This is a genomic window from Arthrobacter sp. 10N43 (assembly GCF_056394525.1).
The window spans coordinates 97,184-115,424 of record NZ_JBFTIA010000003.1; the positions used below are offsets into that span (position 1 = coordinate 97,184).

Annotated in this window: 16 protein-coding genes, 1 tRNA gene and 1 riboswitch; of the genes, 8 read left to right on the plus strand and 9 right to left on the minus strand. The window is 69.5% G+C overall.

From position 1 onward, the window contains the following. Positions 1–127: 127 nt before the first annotated feature. The 6 genes from AC1DDO_RS05290 (at position 128) to AC1DDO_RS05315 (ending at position 9,480) form a co-directional block, all read left to right on the plus strand. Entirely contained in the window at positions 128–868 is a 741-nt protein-coding gene (locus AC1DDO_RS05290; protein WP_441410946.1) for a response regulator transcription factor, read from the plus strand. 21 nt (positions 869–889) lie between these two features. After that, positions 890–2,503 (plus strand): sensor histidine kinase, encoded by a 1,614-nt coding sequence (locus AC1DDO_RS05295; RefSeq protein WP_476971585.1) that lies wholly within the window; start codon positions 890–892, stop codon positions 2,501–2,503. A gap of 170 nt (positions 2,504–2,673) precedes the next feature. Then, positions 2,674–2,831: riboswitch (cyclic di-AMP (ydaO/yuaA leader) on the plus strand. Positions 2,832–2,833: 2 nt separating this feature from the next. Further along, the gene (locus AC1DDO_RS05300; RefSeq protein ID WP_476867338.1) at positions 2,834–3,622 is read left to right on the plus strand and encodes an aggregation-promoting factor C-terminal-like domain-containing protein; all 789 of its coding nucleotides are present in this window, start codon (positions 2,834–2,836) and stop codon (positions 3,620–3,622) included. Between the two features lie 180 nt (positions 3,623–3,802). Then, positions 3,803–5,350 carry a bifunctional glycosyltransferase family 2/GtrA family protein gene (locus tag AC1DDO_RS05305; protein ID WP_476867337.1) on the plus strand — a complete coding sequence of 516 codons (1,548 nt, stop codon included), beginning with the start codon at positions 3,803–3,805 and terminating at the stop codon, positions 5,348–5,350. Further along, the gene (locus AC1DDO_RS05310) at positions 5,347–7,407 is read left to right on the plus strand and encodes a glycosyltransferase family 39 protein (RefSeq protein WP_476867336.1); all 2,061 of its coding nucleotides are present in this window, start codon (positions 5,347–5,349) and stop codon (positions 7,405–7,407) included. Before AC1DDO_RS05305 ends, AC1DDO_RS05310 begins: the two co-directional genes overlap by 4 nt. 6 nt (positions 7,408–7,413) lie before the next feature. After that, entirely contained in the window at positions 7,414–9,480 is a 2,067-nt protein-coding gene (locus AC1DDO_RS05315; protein ID WP_476867335.1) for a glycosyltransferase family 39 protein, read from the plus strand. A 24-nt stretch (positions 9,481–9,504) separates the two neighbouring features. Here AC1DDO_RS05315 and AC1DDO_RS05320 read toward each other — a convergent pair whose 3' ends face one another. The 4 genes from AC1DDO_RS05320 to AC1DDO_RS05335 form a co-directional block, all read right to left on the minus strand. Further along, entirely contained in the window at positions 9,505–10,185 is a 681-nt protein-coding gene (locus AC1DDO_RS05320; RefSeq protein ID WP_476867334.1) for an HAD-IA family hydrolase, read from the minus strand. Positions 10,186–10,284: 99 nt separating this feature from the next. Beyond that, positions 10,285–10,662, minus strand: coding sequence for a glyoxalase superfamily protein (locus AC1DDO_RS05325; protein WP_476867333.1), 378 nt, complete (start codon positions 10,660–10,662; stop codon positions 10,285–10,287). A gap of 84 nt (positions 10,663–10,746) precedes the next feature. Further along, complete coding sequence (upp, locus tag AC1DDO_RS05330) at positions 10,747–11,382, minus strand: uracil phosphoribosyltransferase (RefSeq protein WP_441410938.1); 636 nt, start codon at positions 11,380–11,382, stop codon at positions 10,747–10,749. A gap of 12 nt (positions 11,383–11,394) precedes the next feature. Next, positions 11,395–12,261 (minus strand): phosphatase PAP2 family protein, encoded by an 867-nt coding sequence (locus AC1DDO_RS05335; protein ID WP_476867331.1) that lies wholly within the window; start codon positions 12,259–12,261, stop codon positions 11,395–11,397. Between the two features lie 74 nt (positions 12,262–12,335). Here AC1DDO_RS05335 and AC1DDO_RS05340 point away from each other — a divergent pair, with 74 nt between their 5' ends. Beyond that, entirely contained in the window at positions 12,336–12,836 is a 501-nt protein-coding gene (locus tag AC1DDO_RS05340) for a nucleoside deaminase (protein WP_476867330.1), read from the plus strand. An 11-nt stretch (positions 12,837–12,847) separates the two neighbouring features. On the opposite strand, the gene AC1DDO_RS05345 is transcribed toward AC1DDO_RS05340, so the two are convergent. Genes AC1DDO_RS05345 through AC1DDO_RS05360 form a run of 4 tightly spaced genes read right to left on the minus strand, consistent with a single transcriptional unit; the run spans position 12,848 to position 16,853 of the window. Then, positions 12,848–14,140: a DNA glycosylase AlkZ-like family protein gene (locus AC1DDO_RS05345; protein WP_476867329.1), complete on the minus strand. Its 1,293-nt coding sequence runs from the start codon at positions 14,138–14,140 to the stop codon at positions 12,848–12,850. A 4-nt stretch (positions 14,141–14,144) separates the two neighbouring features. Continuing rightward, positions 14,145–15,389: a glycosyltransferase gene (locus AC1DDO_RS05350; RefSeq protein WP_476867328.1), complete on the minus strand. Its 1,245-nt coding sequence runs from the start codon at positions 15,387–15,389 to the stop codon at positions 14,145–14,147. Between the two features lie 9 nt (positions 15,390–15,398). Beyond that, the gene (locus AC1DDO_RS05355; protein ID WP_476867327.1) at positions 15,399–15,797 is read right to left on the minus strand and encodes a 6-pyruvoyl trahydropterin synthase family protein; all 399 of its coding nucleotides are present in this window, start codon (positions 15,795–15,797) and stop codon (positions 15,399–15,401) included. Positions 15,798–15,800: 3 nt separating this feature from the next. Continuing rightward, positions 15,801–16,853 (minus strand): zinc-dependent alcohol dehydrogenase, encoded by a 1,053-nt coding sequence (locus tag AC1DDO_RS05360; RefSeq protein ID WP_476867326.1) that lies wholly within the window; start codon positions 16,851–16,853, stop codon positions 15,801–15,803. Between the two features lie 128 nt (positions 16,854–16,981). Between AC1DDO_RS05360 and AC1DDO_RS05365 the strand changes: the two genes are divergently transcribed. Next, positions 16,982–17,068, plus strand: a tRNA-Ser gene (locus tag AC1DDO_RS05365). 389 nt (positions 17,069–17,457) lie between these two features. Here AC1DDO_RS05365 and AC1DDO_RS05370 read toward each other — a convergent pair. Beyond that, complete coding sequence (locus AC1DDO_RS05370; RefSeq protein ID WP_476867325.1) at positions 17,458–18,234, minus strand: type 1 glutamine amidotransferase domain-containing protein; 777 nt, start codon at positions 18,232–18,234, stop codon at positions 17,458–17,460. Between the last annotated feature and the right edge of the window lie 7 nt (positions 18,235–18,241).

Consider the following 18,241-nt stretch of genomic DNA (forward strand, 5'->3'; position numbering starts at 1 on the left):
CATCTTCGGTGCTGCCGCAGCGGCCCCTCCGGTCCCGGAAAGGCTTCCAGCTCGCTAGGCTGGGATTCACAGGTGCCGCACAGGGTCCCCAAAGCCCCACCTAACCGGCAGATTGGAGAGTTGTCCCATGGCCACTTCGCACTCCATGACCAACAACCTTCCCCAGCTCACGCACCCGGACGGGTCACCCATCCGCGCCCTCGTGGTGGATGACGAGCCCAGCCTCTCCGAGCTCATGAGCATGGGGCTGCGGATGGCCGGCTGGTCAGTGGCCGTGGCGGAAGATGGACCCTCCGCGGTCCGTCTCGCCAAGGAGTTCCGCCCCGATGTGCTGGTGCTGGACGTGATGCTGCCCGGGTTCGACGGCGTCGAGCTGCTGAGCCGGATCCGCGCGTTCGCGCCGGAGGTGCCGGCGCTGTTCCTCACGGCGAAGGACGCCGTCCAGGACCGCATCACCGGCCTCGCGGCCGGCGGCGATGACTACGTCACCAAGCCGTTCAGCATGGAAGAGGTCCTGCTGCGCCTGCACCGGCTGGTCCAGCGCTCCGGAGTGGCCGCCATGGACACCGCCGAGCTGGTGGTGGGCGACCTGGTGCTCAATGTCGACACCCGCGAAGTCACCCGGGCCGGGGAGGAACTGCACCTGACCGCCACGCAGTTCGAGTTGCTGCGCTACCTCATGGAAAACCCCAAACGGGTCATCAGCAAAGCCCAGATCCTGGACCGGGTGTGGGACTACGACTTCGGCGGCCAGGCCAACATCGTGGAACTGTACATTTCCTACCTCCGCAAGAAGGTCGACGCCAACCACGCTCCCATGATCCACACGGTGCGCGGCGCCGGCTACGTCCTGAAACCGGCGGACTGATCCGTGCCCACCCTTTCCGGCATGACCCGCGTCCCCGGACGCGACTGGCGCAACCCGTCCACCTGGCATTTGCGCACCCGGCTGGTCCTGGTTGCCATGGCGCTGCTGGTCGCCATCTGCGGCGCCGTGGGACTGTTCAGCTACGCCTCCATGGACCTTTTCCTGACCCGGCAGCTCGATGACCAGCTCAGCAATGCTTCGCACCGGTCCAGCGAGTTCGGCCGGCCCCTGCCCGGCACCGCCGGCGGCCGCCCCGACCCTCTCGACGCCCGGGGCCAGGGCATCGGGACGCTCAATGCCCGCATTCAGGACGGCGAGGTCAGCAATCCCGGGTTCCTGGCCGGAGACGCCACCCGCAAGAGCCTCTCCCCCGAGGACAACGCGGTCCTCCTGGCATTGACCCCCAACGGTGTGCCCGTGGATCGCAACCTCACGGTCGGCGCCTACCGGCTCACCGCTGTCCGCACACCTTATGGCGACGTGATTGTCACTGGGCTTCCGCTGGCCGAAAAGCAAAGCACCCTGGCCTCGCTGGTCTGGACCATGGTGGTGGTCTCCGCAGGCGGACTCGTGCTGATCGGCCTGGCCGGCACGGCCCTGATCCGGCGGACCATGAAGCCGCTGGAACAACTCTCCGAGGTCGCCACCAAGGTCTCTCGTCTGCCGCTGGACGCAGGTGAGGTGGCGCTCGGGGTGCGCGTCCCGGCGTCGGCCGCCCACCAGGGCACGGAGGTGGGCAGCGTGGGCTACGCGCTGAACCAGATGCTGGACAACGTCTCCAACGCCCTGGAGGCGCGGCAGGAGAGCGAGATGAAGGTGCGGCAGTTTGTCGCCGATGCCTCGCACGAACTCCGCACGCCGCTGACGGCTATCCGCGGCTACACCGAGCTGATGCGGATGACCGAGCACTTCACCGCCGACGGCGAGAGGTCCCTCGCCCGCGTGCAAAGCCAGTCCGAACGGATGACCACCCTGGTTGAGGATCTGCTTTTGCTGGCGCGCCTGGACGAGGGACAGCCGCTGAAGGTCAGCGACGTCGACCTCACGCAGCTGGCCATCGAGACGGTGAGCGATGAGAAAGTCATGGCCCCGGACCGGGTCTGGCAGCTGGAACTTCCGGAGGAGCCCGTGGTGGTCCGCGGCGATGCGACCCAGCTTCACCAGGTCCTCGCCAACCTCCTGTCCAATGCGCGCAAACACACGGACCCCGGGACCACAGTGGTCACGGGCGTCATGCGTTCGGCTGATGGAAGCGCCGTGGTTACCGTGACGGACAACGGCAGCGGCATCGCACCGGAATTCATCGGCCGGGTCTTCGCCCGGTTCGCACGGGCCGACGCTGCTCGCACCAATCCCACCGCCAGCCCCGCCAACACACCGGTCGCTGCGACGGCGGGGGCCAGGTCCGGGCCCGCCGTCCGCCCGGCTTCCGGCGCCGTTTCCGATACTCCTTCCGGCAGCCGTGGCAGTGCCGGGGCAGCTGCTCACGCCCCGACCTCCGAGGGCACGAGCGGTTTGGGCTTGTCCATTGTCCAGTCGATTGTGGAGGCCCACGGGGGCACCGTTGAAGTCACCTCCCGGCCCGGCCGCACGGAGTTTGCGGTGCGGCTGCCCGCGGCGCCGCCGTCGGCATAGGCCCAGCAGGATTCACTTCCCACCCGCAAGATGGTTCTGCGCAAGCCGACACCCCGCCCGCTGTGACTCCTGTTACCAAAATGTGACTTAAGCGCCGAGGTCCTGTAGCGTCGTTGTGGTGCGGCCTCCATTGGTGCCGCATATCCGGACGGACGCCAAACTCTGCCGCTTCCCGGATTCCGCTGGACCAGGCAGAGGCGGGGGACCCAGAGTTCCCGGGCATTCTGCATTCATGCGCCCTCGGGGTGAAGCCGACACGTGATTTTCCGTGCGGCCGGATGACCTCATCCGAACCCGACAGCTAACTCCGCCGGCGTTGAGAGGCCCATCATGACTGAATTCCAGGTACAAACGCGCCCTGACGGCGATTCCCATTTCCGCTCCACTAAGTCGCGCCACCGCGCCGAACCGGCCACGCAGGCATCCGCCCTGTCCAAGCTGGCTACCGGACTCGGCATCACTGCCCGCCGCGCCGCCGTCGTAACCGCCGCTTGCGCCCTGCTGGTGGGAGGCGGCGCCGCCAGCCAGGCGGCGGAGCCGGGCACTCACGCGAATGCTGCGGGCAGCCAAACGGCCACAAGCGCCGACCCGCTGGCCAAGCTCAACTTCGAACGAGTCCAGATCGCCGCTCCGGCGGAAAAAAACGTGGCACCCACGCTCTCGGAAGTCAAGGCCGCCGAGCCCCCGGCCGCCCCGGTTGCTGCTGCACCCGCACCGGCCCCGGCTCCCGCAGCCGCTCCCGCGCCGGCCCCGGCTCCCGCAGCCGCTCCTGCACCGGCCCCCGCTCCCGCACCGGCACCGGTTGCTGTGGACGACCCCGCCGGAGCCCAGGCGTACGCCGCGTCCCAGCTGGGCAGCTATGGCTGGGCCCCTGGTGAGATGCAGTGCCTGCAGAAGCTCTGGACCAAGGAATCGGACTGGAAGACCACCGCCACCAACGCCAGCAGCGGCGCCTACGGAGTGGTCCAGTCCCTGCCCGCCTCGAAGATGGCGAGCGCCGGTGCCGACTACATGACCAACTACCGGACCCAGATCAATTGGGGCCTGAACTACGTCAAGGAACGCTACGGCTCCCCCTGCGGCGCGCTGAACTTCCACTACGCACACAACTGGTACTAAACCGGCACTAGCCGTACCGCCCGGCGAGGGTGGTTGAGGCCCCGGATCCACGCGGATCCGGGGCCTCCTGTGCGTCCGCGGCCGGTACGATTTTGGCCGGCCGGCCTGGCTCCGGACTTCCACAGCCCCCGCACAGCTCGGCCCTAAAGCCCTCATATGGGCCGGCGGGAAAGTTGAGCCATGACATCCACAGACCAGGCCACAGGAACCCTGTCCCGTTCCACGGAGACGCCGGCCGGTCCGGCGGCCCCGCCCTCCCCGTCCGGACTTGAGCCGTCGGGGCCTGCATCGTCCGGGCCGGCATCGTCAGGGCTTACCGTGACCGATGTGCCGGCCCCGGGACCGTTCGCCGGAGCCCTTACCGGCACCGGCGGCCGGCGCGCACCCATTGACACACGCGGCAGCACACCGTTGCTGGACGTCACGATTCCGGTCTTCAACGAGGAGCGGGACCTTGAAGCGTGCCTGCGCCGGCTCCACGCGTACCTTATCGGCGCCTTCCCGCACTCTTTCCGGATCACTGTGGCGGACAACGCCAGCACCGACGGAACGCTCAAGACCGCGGAGCGCGTGGCCCGTGAGTTGCGCGAAGTGAAGGTGGTCCACATGGCCGAAAAGGGCCGGGGAAACGCGCTTCGCAAAGTTTGGCTCTCCTCGCCGTCGCCGGTCCTGGCCTACATGGACGTGGACCTTTCCACGGACCTGGCGGCCCTCGGCCCCCTGCTCGCCCCGCTCATTTCGGGGCACTCCGATCTGGCGATCGGCACCCGGCTGACCCGCAACTCACGCGTGGTCCGCGGACCCAAGCGGGAGTTCATCTCGCGCAGCTACAACTTCCTGCTGCAGTCCCTCATGGGGGCCCACTTCAGCGACGCCCAGTGCGGGTTCAAGGCGATCCGGGCGGACGTGGCCCGGCAACTGCTCCCCCACACCCTGGACAACGCCTGGTTCTTCGACACCGAACTGCTGGTGCTGGCAGAAAAGTGCGGCCTGCGCGTCCACGAAGTCCCGGTGGACTGGACCGACGACCCCGATTCCAGCGTGGACATCGTCCAGACCGCCCTCGCGGACCTGCGCGGCATGGCACGGTTGAGCCGGGACCTGGTTTCGGGCCGGATCCCGGTTCCCGAACTGCGCGCCGCACTTGCCCGCGGACCGCTGCCGGCGTCCTCGCGGTTCCAGGAACAAAGCCCCGGCGGAAGCCTTTTCGGGCAGCTGGTCCGCTTCGGCAGCATCGGGGTGGCCTCCACTCTGGCGTACCTGGCAATCTTCCTGCTCTGCCGACAGATCATGGACCCGCAGCTGGCAAACTTCCTCGCGTTGCTCACCACCGCCGTGGCCAACACCGCGGCCAACCGGCGCTTCACGTTCGGCATCCACGGCGGCAGCCAGGCCGCACGCCACCACTTCGAGGGGCTGCTGGTCTTCGGGATCGGCCTGGCCCTGACCTCGGGCACCCTCGCCCTGGTTCACGCCACGTCAGGAGCCACACCGGACCGCTGGCTCGAACTGCTTACGGTCACCGCCGCCAATCTGGCCGCCACGGCCGTGAAATTCCTGCTCTTCCGGCTGGTGGTCTTCCACCCCCGGCGGACTAACACCGTCCCGGCGCCGGACGCCGCCATCACCGTTGCGGAGCCCACCGCCCCTGGCACCGCTCAGGTGCCCGCCGCCCCCGAGGCTTCCCTCCCCCGTACAGAACCCGCACAGAAAAGGCCAAGTAAATGACGGCAACCATCAGCCCCACCGCCGGCTCCCTTGCCGGGTCACCGGCCGGCAGCCCGCCCCTGGACCCGGAAACGACCCTCCCGGCATCCGAGGACGCCGGCGCGCCGCCCAACCCGCCAGCACCCCTAAGCCGCCGGGACCGCCTGCTGTTCGGCCGGCAGCCCCGCTGGGTCCGGCCCGCGGCGGCGCTGCTGCTGGGGGTCACCGCGGCCTTGTACCTGTGGAACCTGGAAGCCACCGGCTACGCCAACTCCTTTTACGCCGCCGCAATCCAGGCCGGGACCAAGGACTGGACCGCGCTGCTCTTCGGCTCCCTCGACCCCGGCAATGCCATCACGGTAGACAAACCGCCAGCGGCCCTCTGGATCCCGGCCCTGGCGGGACGGATCTTCGGGTTCTCGGCACTGAGCATGCTCATTCCCCAGGCACTCATGGGCGTGGCCGCCGTCGGCCTTCTGTACCTGACCGTCAAGCGGGTGTCCGGACCGGCCGCGGGCCTGCTCGCCGGCGGCGCCCTGGCGCTGACCCCGGTGGCGGCCTTGATGTTCCGGTTTAATAACCCGGACGCCATGCTGACCATGTGCCTGGTGCTGGCCGCCTACCTCACCACGCGCGCCATCGAGAAGGCCGGCTGGAAGTGGCTTGCCGCGGCCGGCGCGGTGATCGGGCTGGCCTTCCTGTCCAAGATGCTGCAGGGCTTCCTGATCGTTCCCGGGCTGGCCCTGGCCTACCTGTGGGCGGCGCCCACTACACTCGGCCGCCGGCTCCTGCACCTGCTGGCCGCCGGCGCAGGCATTGTGGTGGTGGCCGGAAGCTACATTGCCCTGTTCCAAATGACCCCGACCTCGGTCCGCCCCTATATGGCAGGCTCGGAGACCAACAGCTTCCTGGAACTCACGTTCGGCTACAACGGCCTGGGCCGGATCACCGGCTCCGGCGGGGGAATGCCCGGAGGCAATGCCGGCGGCCCGGGCGGCAACGGCAACGTGGGCTTCGGCGGCACGGCCGGGATCACCCGCATGTTTGGGACCAGTTTCGGCGGCGAGGTGTCCTGGCTGCTGCCGGCAGCCCTGATCCTGCTGGCCGCAGGCCTCTGGTTCACTCGGCGCGAGGCCCGGACCTCAAAGACCCGGGCGGCGCTCCTGCTGTGGGGCGGTTGGCTGGTAATCACCGCCGGAATCTTCAGCTTCATGAGCGGCACCGTGCATCCGTACTACGCTGTGGCCCTGGCCCCCGCGATTGCGGCCCTGGCGGGCATCGGCTCCCTCGAACTGTGGCGGGGCAGGGCCTACTGGCCCGCCCGGATTGTCCTGGCTGTGACAGTTCTGGCCACCTCGGTCTGGTCCGCGGTGCTCCTGGGCCGCGACCCGGCCTGGCTTCCCGGTCTGCGGGTGATCGTGGTGGTCCTTGGCGTCCTCGCCGCCGCCGCACTGCTCGTGCGGGTGGACAGCCTGGCCGCGCTTCCGGCACGGTTCCGCAAGGCCGCCACGGCCGGCGTCGTGATCCTGGCCCTGGTCGCCGGCGGGCTCGGAAGCACCGCGTGGACACTGGCCACCGTGGCCCAGCCGCATTCCGGTTCGATCCCCACCTCCGGGCCCACCGCCTCCGCGATGGGTGGCGGCTTCGGGGCGGCAGGCAGGACCGGCCGTGACGGAACCGATAGCAGCACTGGCAGCAGCACCAGCGGCAGCACGGGCGGCCTAGCCGCCGGCGGCCCCGGCGGGGAAACCGCCTCGGCCGAGCTGACAGCGCTGCTGCAGTCCTCCAACGCCAAGTGGTCCGCGGTTGTCTCCGGCGCCACCCAGGCCGCCAGCCTGGAACTCGCCACCGGCACCAGCGTGATCGCCCTCGGCGGCTGGAACGGCGGCGACCCCTACCCCACGCTCGCACAGTTCCAGGCGATGGTGGACCGCGGCGAGATCGGCTACTTCATCTCCGGCGGCATGGGCGGCATGGGCGGAGGCCGCGGGGGCAACTCCGAGGTCGCCACCTGGGTCGCGGCCAACTACCAGGCCCAGACCGTGGGCAACTCCACCGTGTACAAGCTGGGAGCCTAGGCCGCCATGACTGACACCCTGAGCCCCCGCCCCGGCCTGGCGCCGGCCCGCACGCCGGGCCCTCCGCAGCCCCGGGTCCCGGAACGTCCCAGGCGTCTTGGGCCCCCGGCCGGCGGCGTGCGGCCCCTCGGAGGCGCCCGGGCGCTGCAGCGGCACCGGCTGGAAGTCGCGGCCCTGCTCCTGGCCACGGCCGTGCTGTACGTGTGGAACCTCGGCGCCTCCGGCTGGGCGAACGCGTTCTACTCCGCGGCGGCACAGGCCGGGTCGCAGGACTGGACGGCCTGGTTCTTCGGTTCGTCCGACGCCGCCAACGCCATCACCGTGGACAAGCCGCCGGCCTCGCTGTGGGTGATGGGGCTGTCCGTGCGGATCTTCGGGCTGAGTTCCTGGAGCGTCCTGGTCCCGCAGGCGCTCATGGGGGTCGGTACGGTCTGGCTCCTCTATCTGGCCGTGCGCCGGTCCGCGGCGCCCGCCACGGCCGACGCCCGGCTGGCCCACCGTGCAGGGCTCCTGGCCGGTGCGGTCATGGCCCTGACACCGGTGGCCGTGCTGATGTTCCGGTTCAACAACCCCGATGCGTTGCTGGTGCTGCTGATGACCGCGGCCGCCTACGCCGTGCTGCGTTCAATCCAGGATGCGCGGCTGCGCTGGCTCCTGTTCGCCGGGGCGCTCCTGGGCTTCGGGTTCCTCACCAAGCAGTTGCAGGTCCTGCTGGTTGTCCCCGGCTTCGCCCTGGCCTACCTGCTCGCGGCTCCGGCCGCGGCCGGGAAACGGATCCTCCACCTGCTCTCCGCGGGCGCGGCGATGGCCGTCGCGGCCGGGTGGTGGCTGGCCGCCGTCGAACTCATTCCCGCCGCGAACCGGCCGTACATCGGCGGCTCGCAGAACAACTCCATCCTGGAACTGACCCTCGGCTACAACGGCCTGGGCCGGCTGAACGGCGAGGAAACCGGCAGCGTGGGCGGCGGCAACGGCTGGGGCACGCCCGGGCTGTTCCGGCTCTTCAACAGCGAGTTCGGCGGCCAGATCGCCTGGTTGCTGCCCTCGGTGCTGCTGCTCGGAGCGGGGCTGCTCTGGCTGGGCCGCCGCGCTCCACGCACCGACGCGGTACGGGCCTCCGTGATCATCTGGGGCTCCTGGGTTGCCGTCACCGGCCTGACCTTCAGCCTCATGGCCGGGATCATCCACCCGTACTACATGGTGGCGCTGGCCCCCGGGATCGCCGGGCTTGCCGGACTCGGCGGCGTCCTGCTCTGGCAGCGGCGGGACCAGCCCGTGGCCGCCGCCGTCCTCGCCGTCGCGATCGTGGCGGCCGGGGCCATGGCCTCCGAGCTCCTCGGCCGGACGGCGACGTTCGTACCGTGGCTGCGCTGGGTGGTGCTCCTGGGCTCCCTCACCGCCGCCGGCCTGGTGCTGGCCTCCGCGGCCCCGGGGCTCAAGGAAGCCAGTGGACCGGTCAAGCGGGCATCCGCGGGCATGGCACGGACGACGGCGGGGCTCGCCGTCGTCGCCGCCCTCGCCGGACCGCTGGCGTACTCGCTGTCCACCGCGGCCACCGCCCACAGCGGCTCGATCGTCAGCGCCGGACCGGCCGTGTCCGGCCGGGGCGGGGCCGGGCTGCCGCCGGCCTTCGGCGGTGCAACGGCGGCCACCGGCAACGCCACTAACGCTGTCGGGGTCGGCCGCGGCCAGGGTGCGGGCGGGGCAGGTGGAATGGGCGGCCTGCTCGGGGTCAGCACGCCGGCATCGGCCCTCGTGACCGCGCTGGAGACGGACGCCGGCACGTACACGTGGGCCGCCGCCGTCGTCGGGTCCAACAACGCCGCCGGCTACCAGCTGGCCACCCAGCTCCCGGTGATGGCCGTGGGCGGGTTCAACGGCACGGACCCGGCGCCAACGCTGGCACAGTTCCAGCAGTACGTGGCCGACGGGAAGATCCACTACTTCATCGTAGGGCGCATGATGCAAGGCGAATCCGGATCCAATGACGCCGCCCAGATCGCCGCCTGGGTGCAGGCCAATTTCACCGCCCAGACCGTGGGCGGGACCACAGTCTACCTGCTGGCAAGGTAAGCCGGCCGGGCAGGCGCCGGTGGCCTAGAACGTGAAGGACAGGGTGCGCAGGCCGTCGGCGGTGATGTGCGTGGTCACGGAAACCCCGGAGTAGTCGGGAATGTGGTGCACGCCGTCGGGAAGGTCGCCGGCGTTCGGTCCCACCGCAACAGTCGGGATGCCGGCGGCGATTCCGGCGGCAATCCCGGCCGGAGCGTCCTCGAACACCACCGCGTCGGCCGGGTCCACACCCAGCAGGGCGGCGGCCCGGAGGTATCCCTCCGGGTGGGGTTTGCCCCGCGAGACGTCCTCCGAGGTGACCGAGGCAGCCGGGATGCCGATGCCCGCGGCCGCCATCCGGACCCCGGCCAGGTCCCGTGAAGCTGACGTCACCAGCGCCACGGCATCCGTCGGGAGGCTGGCCAGCAGCTCCAGGGCACCCGGCACCGGAACAATGCCGCGGGTCTCAGCGAGCTCCATCCGGCCGAGCTCGGCCGCGAGGGCCTGGATGTCGGACCCGGCCGGTGCGAACCTGCGGACCGTGTCCATGGCCTGGACCCCGTGGGAGGTGCGCAGGATCTCGCCGATATCCAGGCCGTAGCGGTCCGCGAAAGTGGTCCAGACCTGCTCCACGATGCTGGTGGAGTCGACCAGCGTGCCGTCCATGTCGAACAGGACGGCACGCGCGGTCAGGGTCGTGGTGCTGGCATGGGACGGAAAGCTCATGCTTCCATCCTGCCTTAAGGCCCCGCCCAACCCTCCGGGCAGGCGTCACGAAAGGACCACTTCACGGATGCTGCAAAGCTGCCACGCAGCCGGACGGGATCAGCCGTTCGGCCGGCTGGGGATGTACTGCACCGCCCACTTGTTGCCGTCGGGGTCGGCGAAGTGGACGAAGTGTCCCCAGTCCTCGATCTCGACGTCGCTGACATCCACGCCGTTGTCCTTGAGCTGCTGGTGCGCGGCCTGGATGTCGCTGACCACCAGCTGAAGGCTCGGCGCCGTACCGGGCGGGGCGTCGTTGAGGCCCTCGCCGATGGCAATCGAGCAGCCGGAGCCCGGCGGTGTCAGCTGGACGAACCGGATCCCCTCCATGGGCCGCTCGTCGTAGTCGGCGTTGAAGCCCACCTTGTTGACATAGAAATCCTTGGCCCGGTCCACATCGGACACCGGGACGAACACCAGTTCAAGTTTCCAATCCATGCCGCACAGGCTAGCGCGGACCGCGGCAATGCGGAAGGGATCGCGGTCACTGGCAGGAGGAGCGGACCCGTGCGGGGACTGCCCCTAGCCGGCGATGCCGTACAGGCGGTCTCCGGCGTCACCCAGGCCGGGCACGATGTAGGACTTCTCGTTGAGCTTCTCGTCGATGGAGGCCAGGACGATCGTCACGTTGGCGTCGGAGAGCTCTTCCTCCAGCTTGGCCAGGCCCTCGGGGGCGGCCAGGAGGCAGATGCAGGTGACGTCGGAGGCGCCGCGCTTGAAGAGGAACTTGATGGCCTCGCGCAGGGTTCCGCCGGTGGCCAGCATGGGATCCAGGACGAAGATCTGCCGGTCTGTGAGGTCTTCCGGGAGGCGCTCGGCGTACGTGATGATGTCCAGGGTCTCTTCGTCACGGGCCATGCCCAGGAAGCCGACCTCGGCGGTGGGGACCAGCTTGGTCATGCCCTCCAGCATGCCCAGCCCGGCCCGGAGAATCGGGACCACCAGCGGGGTCGGCTTGGTGAAGGCCGTGCCGATCGTGGTGCTGACCGGCGTCTCGATGGTCACCGGTTCCGTGCGGACGTCACGCGTGGCCTCGTAGGCGAGGAGCGTCACAAGCTCCTCGGTGAGCTGGCGGAAGACCGGGGACGGGGTGTTCCTGTCCCGCAGAACGGTGAGCTTATGGGCGACCAGCGGGTGGTCCACAACGAGAGTGCGCATGGGTCAAAACTATCACCCGGATGCGGAGGACCGTCCCGCGGGGCCGGGGGGTTCGGCGTCGTTCGCGTGAGCCTGAGCAGTGCCGCCGGCAGGGCTGGCGGGGCTGCCGGCGTCGGCCCTGTCGTGGAGGTGGGCGGGATGCCCGAAGGTCGGCGCGGCCCCTGCGTGTTCGCGGCGTCGCAGCACATGGAAGAACCTGTGGGCCAGGATCACAATCCCCACCCAGGCCAGCCCGATGACCCACCCGACGATCACGTCGGTCATCCAGTGATGGCCCAGATAGACCCGGCTCAGGCCCATCGCGACGATGAAGATCACACCGGCGGCGATCAGGGCGATCCGGGCGCTGGTCCGCTTGATCTCCAGGCAGGCCAGGTACACCACGAGGGCGATCACCACCGTGGTGTTGAGCGTGTGCCCGCTCGGGAACGACGGCGAGGTCTCGTAGGGTGGCACCGCGTCGGCATGGTCCGGGCGGGCGCGGCCGATCATTTTCTTGCCCAGGGCTGTGGCAGTCACCGACACGGCGGCAGCGCCGCCGATCAGGATCAGCGGCCGCCAGCTCCGGGACTTGTAGATCAGCAGCGCTGTCAGGATGCTGCCCAGGATGGGCATCCCGATGCCGCCGCCGATATTTGTGAACCCGGTGACAAAGGCGTCCAGGCCAGGGCTGCGCAGCTGCTCCATGAACGCCAGCGTCGGCCTGTCCAAGTTCGCAAGACCGGCGTCGTCCACCACGTTGTCGTAGACCTCGGCCGTCACCAGCGCCAGGATCACCACCACCACGCCGCCGATCAGCATGGTGATCCACAGGGCCGCGTAGGGCACCACCCATTTGCCCCAGCGCCGCGCCAACCAGTTCTCTGTTGGTGTGGTCACGGCCGTCTCCCGACTACTTGTGGCTGCACAGCGGAGCTGCACAGCATGCTTAGGATCGAAACTATCATTGACCCATGACTGCCGCTGAGCCCCGCCATGCCCAATGGATGAGCCTTGCCCTGGCGGAGGCCCGGAATGCCCTGGCCACCGAGGACGTGCCGATCGGCGCCGTCGTGATCGGACCGGACGGTTCCGTGCTGGGCGCCGGGCGAAACGAACGCGAGGCGCTCGGGGACCCCACGGCCCACGCCGAAATGGTCGCCATCCGGGAGGCCGCCGCGCGGTTGCGGGCGAGCCGGGCCCAGGAAGGCAAGGGCGACGACGGCTGGCGGCTGGAGGACTGCACTCTGGTGGTCACCCTGGAGCCCTGCGCGATGTGCGCCGGAGCGATCGTCCTCGCCAGGATTCCGCGGGTGGTCTTCGGCGCCTGGGATGAGAAGGCCGGCGCCGCGGGTTCGGTGTTCGACATCCTCCGCGAGCGCCGGCTCAACCACTGGGTGGAAGTGTTTGCCGGCGTCAGGGAGCAGGAGTGCGCCGCGCTGCTGCGGGACTTCTTCGCCGGGCACCGCGCCTGATCCGTTCCCGGCTACCGGGCTCCGCCGGAAGAAGACGCTGCCGCGGGGGTTTCTGCAGACGCCGCGAGCGCATCGATCCGCTTCTGTCGGGAAGCCGGTGAATCCAGGCTGAAGGCCCGGAAATCCCCGAGGTCCTCGCGGATCCAGGCCTCCACCTCGGCGATCCGCTGTGTCACGGCAGGCGTGGGGCCGTGGAACAGCCAGGGCACGATCCGCTCGTTGGCCGGTTCGTACTGCCAGAGTCCGATGATCCGGCCGCGGTCCAGGATCGGATGGTCCGGGAGATCGGCCTGCAGCGCGAGCGATCCCAGCGCAGGCCTGTGCTGGTCCTCCCCCGCGAGCAGGTCCCCGGCGTTGCGGCGCAGCAGGAACAGGGAATCCGTTCCGGCGAGCAGCTGAATCTGTTCGTCCGCCGGCGCGTCGAAGGAGGCGAGGCGGCCGACGTCGTCCGGCAGCATCCACAGCGCGTCACCCCCGGCGGTGGTAAGGGCAGTGGGCACCTCGACGGCGCCGACGGCGGCGAGCGCCGCCTTGCTTTGCGCCACCGTGAACCCGGTGAACCACTGCGATTGCTTGAGCGTGGCTCCCCCGGTCCAGCCCAGGTAGCGTCGGATCAGCTCGGTGCGCACGGCGTCGTCGTCGATGCCGCTGGGCGCCAGGTCCCAGGGCTCGTAGGCGTAGCGCTGCTGGTCCAGGCGCCCGTTGGCCGGAACGCGGCGGATCTTGCCCTGCGACTGCAGGATCCCGAGCGCCGTGGGCAGCGTGGTGGCGGCGCCCTTCTTCTTGCCCTCCTCGCCGAGGTTCCGCACCGAGTCGCCCAGTTCCTCCTTGAGCTGGCGCGGATCCATAGGCCCCTCCGCCTCGGCGAGCACGTGCAGCACCTGCTCCTCCAGGAGCGTGATTTCGCCCCGGTCCACGCCAAGCCGGCCTAGCGCCCGCACCGCCTCGGCGTCGTCCTTGCCCAGCTTCAGCGCCCAGGCGAAGTCCTCCCGGCCCAGGACGTAGGTGCAGCCGCGCGCGACGGGAAGTTCGAGGATCCGGTGGGCAAGGACGTCCGCGTCCACCTGTTCGCGGCGGATGCCGGCGCGGGCGAACAGCGTGAGGTACGGATTGGCGCCGCCCACAGACCGTGCCCAGCCCGCCCGGGCGAACACCTGCTCCGCCGTGCGGCCGGCCAGCGAGCCGTCCAGTCCCTGCCGGTGCCAGGCCCACGCCCGGAGCCGCTCCGGGGTCAGGCTCTGCGGCTCCGGCAAGTTGACGGACTCTTCTACCGACGATTGCGTGGCGACAGGGTGGGTGCTCATGGGCTCATTCTCCAACAGCTTCACTGTCAGCGGTATCAAGAAGCCGTATCAACCCGCGCCGTCCTGTTCCGGGGTTGGCGGTTTCGGGCGACTCCGGAGCTGCCGGAGTTTCCGCAGCTGCCATGGAGAGGACCTCCAGAACGGTCCGGGCGGTGGCGTCCCAGCCGGGCAGCCGGTCCCGGGCGGCCGCCGCAGCGTCCCGCCAGCGGTCCCTGAGTCCGGCGTCGGCCAGCCAGCGGCGGAGCACGTCCGCCAGCGGGGCGGGGTCTGTTCCGAGTTCGACGGCGGCGCCCGGCAGCTGCGAATCCGGCGCCGGCCCGTCCGGTTGCTGCCTGTTGGGCACCGGCCGGCTGTCCGGTACCGGCGTGCCGGGCGGGCTGCCGGCGGCGAGGGCCTCGACGGCTCCGGTGCCGCCGCGCACCACCACGGGAATGCCGCGGGCCAGCGATTCGGTGACCACCAGCCCGTAGGTTTCGGCCCGGGAAATCAGCAGGCTGAGATCGGCCGCATCCCATGCAGTATCCAGCGCCGGGCCCCGGAGCTCGCCTGGGATACTGACCCGCCCGGCCAGGCCCAAGCGTTCCACAGTGTCCCGCAGCCGTGCGGCATAGGCCGGGTGGGCGGTGTCCGAGCCGATGAGGGACGCCGTCCAGGGCAGGTCCCTGAGCAGGGAGAGCGCGTCCAGCAGGAGCGCCTGGTCCTTGTTCGGCAGCAGCGCGGCGACGGCGATGAAATGCGGCACGCCGTTGCCGGCGGCCAGGCTTCCCACCGCCAGCGGGGCCGGCACACTACCCGGCAGGGCGACAAGCAAATTATCGAGGCCGTGCCGGGCGCCGATGCCCGCCGCAGCCGAGCGGCTTGTGCAGATGATCCCGCCCGCGGCCTGCAGCGCCCGGCGTTCACGCTCGGGATGCTCCGGCAGGGGCATGTGCAGCAGGACCCAGGCCGGCTGCCCGGCTGCTGCGGCCGCCTCCAGTTCGGCGGGCGCCCCGCAGGCAAGGAGGCTGTCGACCAGCGTCACGGACCCTGCAGAGCCGCCCGCATTCGGTGCCGGGCGCAGCAGCGCGGCCAGACGCCGCCGGTCTCCCGCGCTGCCGCCGGGCCAGTCGCCGTCGAGCGGGCAGGTCTCTACCGCGACGCCGAGGGTGGCCAGTTCCCGGGCGAGCGCCGCGTTGTAGACATTGCCGCCTGAGTTGTGCCGGACGTTGCCGGGCACCACGAACCGCAGGCGAGGGCTGGGCGGGGGCATCTGCTGCGCCTAGTGGGCGTCGAAGTCCAGCGAGTAGCCGGCCCAGGCGTCGGGGTTTTCGCGCAGGGTGACGTTCAGCCCGGTGAGATCGCGCCCGTCGTTGCCGACGCGGATCTGTGCGGCGATGGCGTCGGCGATGTATCGGGCCAGGGCCTCGGCGGTGCTCAGCTTGCCGGCGAAGTCGGGGTGCTCGTCGAGGTTCTGGTAGTTCAACCCATCGAGGACCTCGTCCACCACGGCCCCCGCCGCACCGATGTCCAGCACGATCGCGTCGTCATTGAGCTCACGACGGCGGAAGGTCACCTCCGTGACGAACGTGGCCCCGTGCAGACCCTGGGCGGGGCCGAAGATTTCGCGGGGAAGGCTGTGGGCAATCATGAAGCTGCGGCGGACGGTCAGGCTGTACACGGGCTACCTCGTGGCTTCGTTGAACGGGACAGGGGCGGTTTGCTCTTCATTGGATGGTGTTTCGACGGATGGGTGTTCAATGACGTGGCACAGGGCGTCCAAGGTCCCGTCGGCGAGCCGCTGGACGACGCCGGGGAGCTCCGCCAACGGCGACTGCCCGGTGAGGAAGACATCAAATAGCGGGTCCTGCAGCAGGGCGACGGCGAGCGCGAGGCGCTCGGCGTTGGTGCGGCGGTGCCGGCGGGCGCGGGCTACAACCCCCACCTGGCTGGCCCGGATGGACAGGCGGCGGGCGTGGAAGTCCTCACCCAGCGGGAGGGTGACTTTCCGGTCGGCGTACCAGGACATTTCGATGATGTCGCCGTCGTCGCCCGCCAGCTGCAGGCTCCGCTGCAGGCCCTCCTGCGAGGCGGAGCAGTGGATCACGATGTCGCAGTCCGGGAGGGCGTCGTCGGGGTGGCTGAAGTCGACGCCGAGGGCGTCCGCGAACGCACGTTTGGCGGGGTCGACGTCGACCAGCTGGAGCCGCGCGAGCGGAAAGCCGGCCAGTAGCTTGGCCACCATGCCGCCGACGAGTCCGGCACCGATCACGGCAACCCTGTCGCCCAGCCGGGGTCCAGCCTCCCAGAGGCCGTTGACGGCGGTTTCCACCGTGCCGGTGAGCACGGCGCGGCGGGCAGGAACGCCGTCGGGGACGACGGTGAGGGATTCGATCGGGACGATGAAGCGGTCCTGGTGCGGGTAGAGGCAAAAGACGGTCTTGCCTGCCCAGCCCTCCGGCCCCTCCTCGACCACCCCCACGGTGAGGTAGCCGAACTTCACCGGGTACGGGAAGTCCCCCGCCTGGTTGGGGGCGGCCATGGCCGCCGCAACGCACTCGGGGACGCTGGCGTGATGGACCACCAGCTCGGTGCCCTTGCTGATGCCCGAATACAGGGTCCGGACCAGCGCCTCGCCGGGCCCGCGGGCGGGCAGCACCTCACTGCGGAGCTCGCCCTGCTCCGGGCCGACGGTCCAATAGGCGGTGGCCGTGGCGTGCCGTTCAGAAATCGTCATTGTGCTTCCGAATCTAGTGCTTCTCCCTGTTCGCGGGGAAGGGTGCGGCGCGCGTTCGCGGTGGTGTGCGGGAGCCGTTGGGGCTCGTTTTGTGGATGGGCGCCTTGCTCCGGTACCCTAGTCAGGTTGGTGACGTGTCCGAGCGGCCGAAGGTGCAACACTCGAAATGTTGTTTGGTGTAAAAGCCAACGTGGGTTCAAATCCCACCGTCACCGCGAACGAGAAAGGCCCTGCTTCCCTTGCAAACAAAGGGAAGCAGGGCCTTTTGCTTTGCCCGGAACTTTCTCGTTGGCATTGAAGGGGTTCTAGGACAAAACGTCTGTAATTGCCGGGCATGCCAGGGGCGTCCTGCCGGGACCCCTGAGCTACCGGACTCGGGCGTCGTGGTCTCGCCCGGCGGATGCGGTCCGGGGGCACTTTGGCACGGACACGCCGCGGACATCGGACCAAAGGGCCGGGATCGTGTCCAAAGGCGCCTCGGACGGTCAACGGCGGTGTCCCGAACTCTCTTAGATGCGCTGGACAGTGTGGTAGCCGGCGCATGCACGACAACTGACGGCCGCCCCTCGTCGGGGCGGCCGTCAGTCTTAGGGGGCTGTTGGTGTTAGTGCTCCGCTTCTGCGGCAGCCTTCTTGGCGTTTTTCTCGGCATCCTTCTCGGCGCGCAGGGCCTCGGTCTCGTGCTGCTCCTCGGCTTTTTCCTGGTGGATGACCGCTGCGAAGAGCTTCTCCATCTCCTTGGCCACGCCCGCGGCTGAGGCCGGGTTCTGGCCGGTCACCAGCCGGTCGTCAACGACGACCTTCTCCTCAAAGACACCAGCGGAGACGTGGGTGGCGCCCTGTTCCTCGAGCCGGTCTGCCAAGAAGAACGGGATGACCTTGTCCTTCCCTGCGGCAACCTCCTCGTCGTTGGTGAAGGCGGCCACCTTCCGGCCCTCGACGAGGCGGAACCCGTTCTCCAATTCCACGTTCAGCAGGCCAGCCGGTCCGTGACACACCGCGCCCACCAAGCCACCGGTGTTGTAGACGCTGGCCACCAGATTCTGCAAGCCTTCGCTGTACGGGAAGTCCCACATGGTGCCGTGGCCTCCCACCAGGAAGACGGCGTCGTACTGGCCGGGATCAACGACGTCGACGCGGGCAGTGTTGTAGAGGCCGGCGCGCGTGGTCTCGTCCTCCGTGAAGGCGACTTGGATGGGATCTTCTGAGTCCACCTCGTCGCGAGGGGGCTGGCCGCCCTGGATGGACGCAAAGTCGACGAAATGCCCGGAATCTTTGAAGACCTTCCAGGGATGTGCAGCTTCGGCCACGTTGTAGCCGGTCTTCTCTCCGGTATCACCGATCTCGGAAACGCTGGTCAGTACCATAAGGATTTTCTTCATGAAGTGC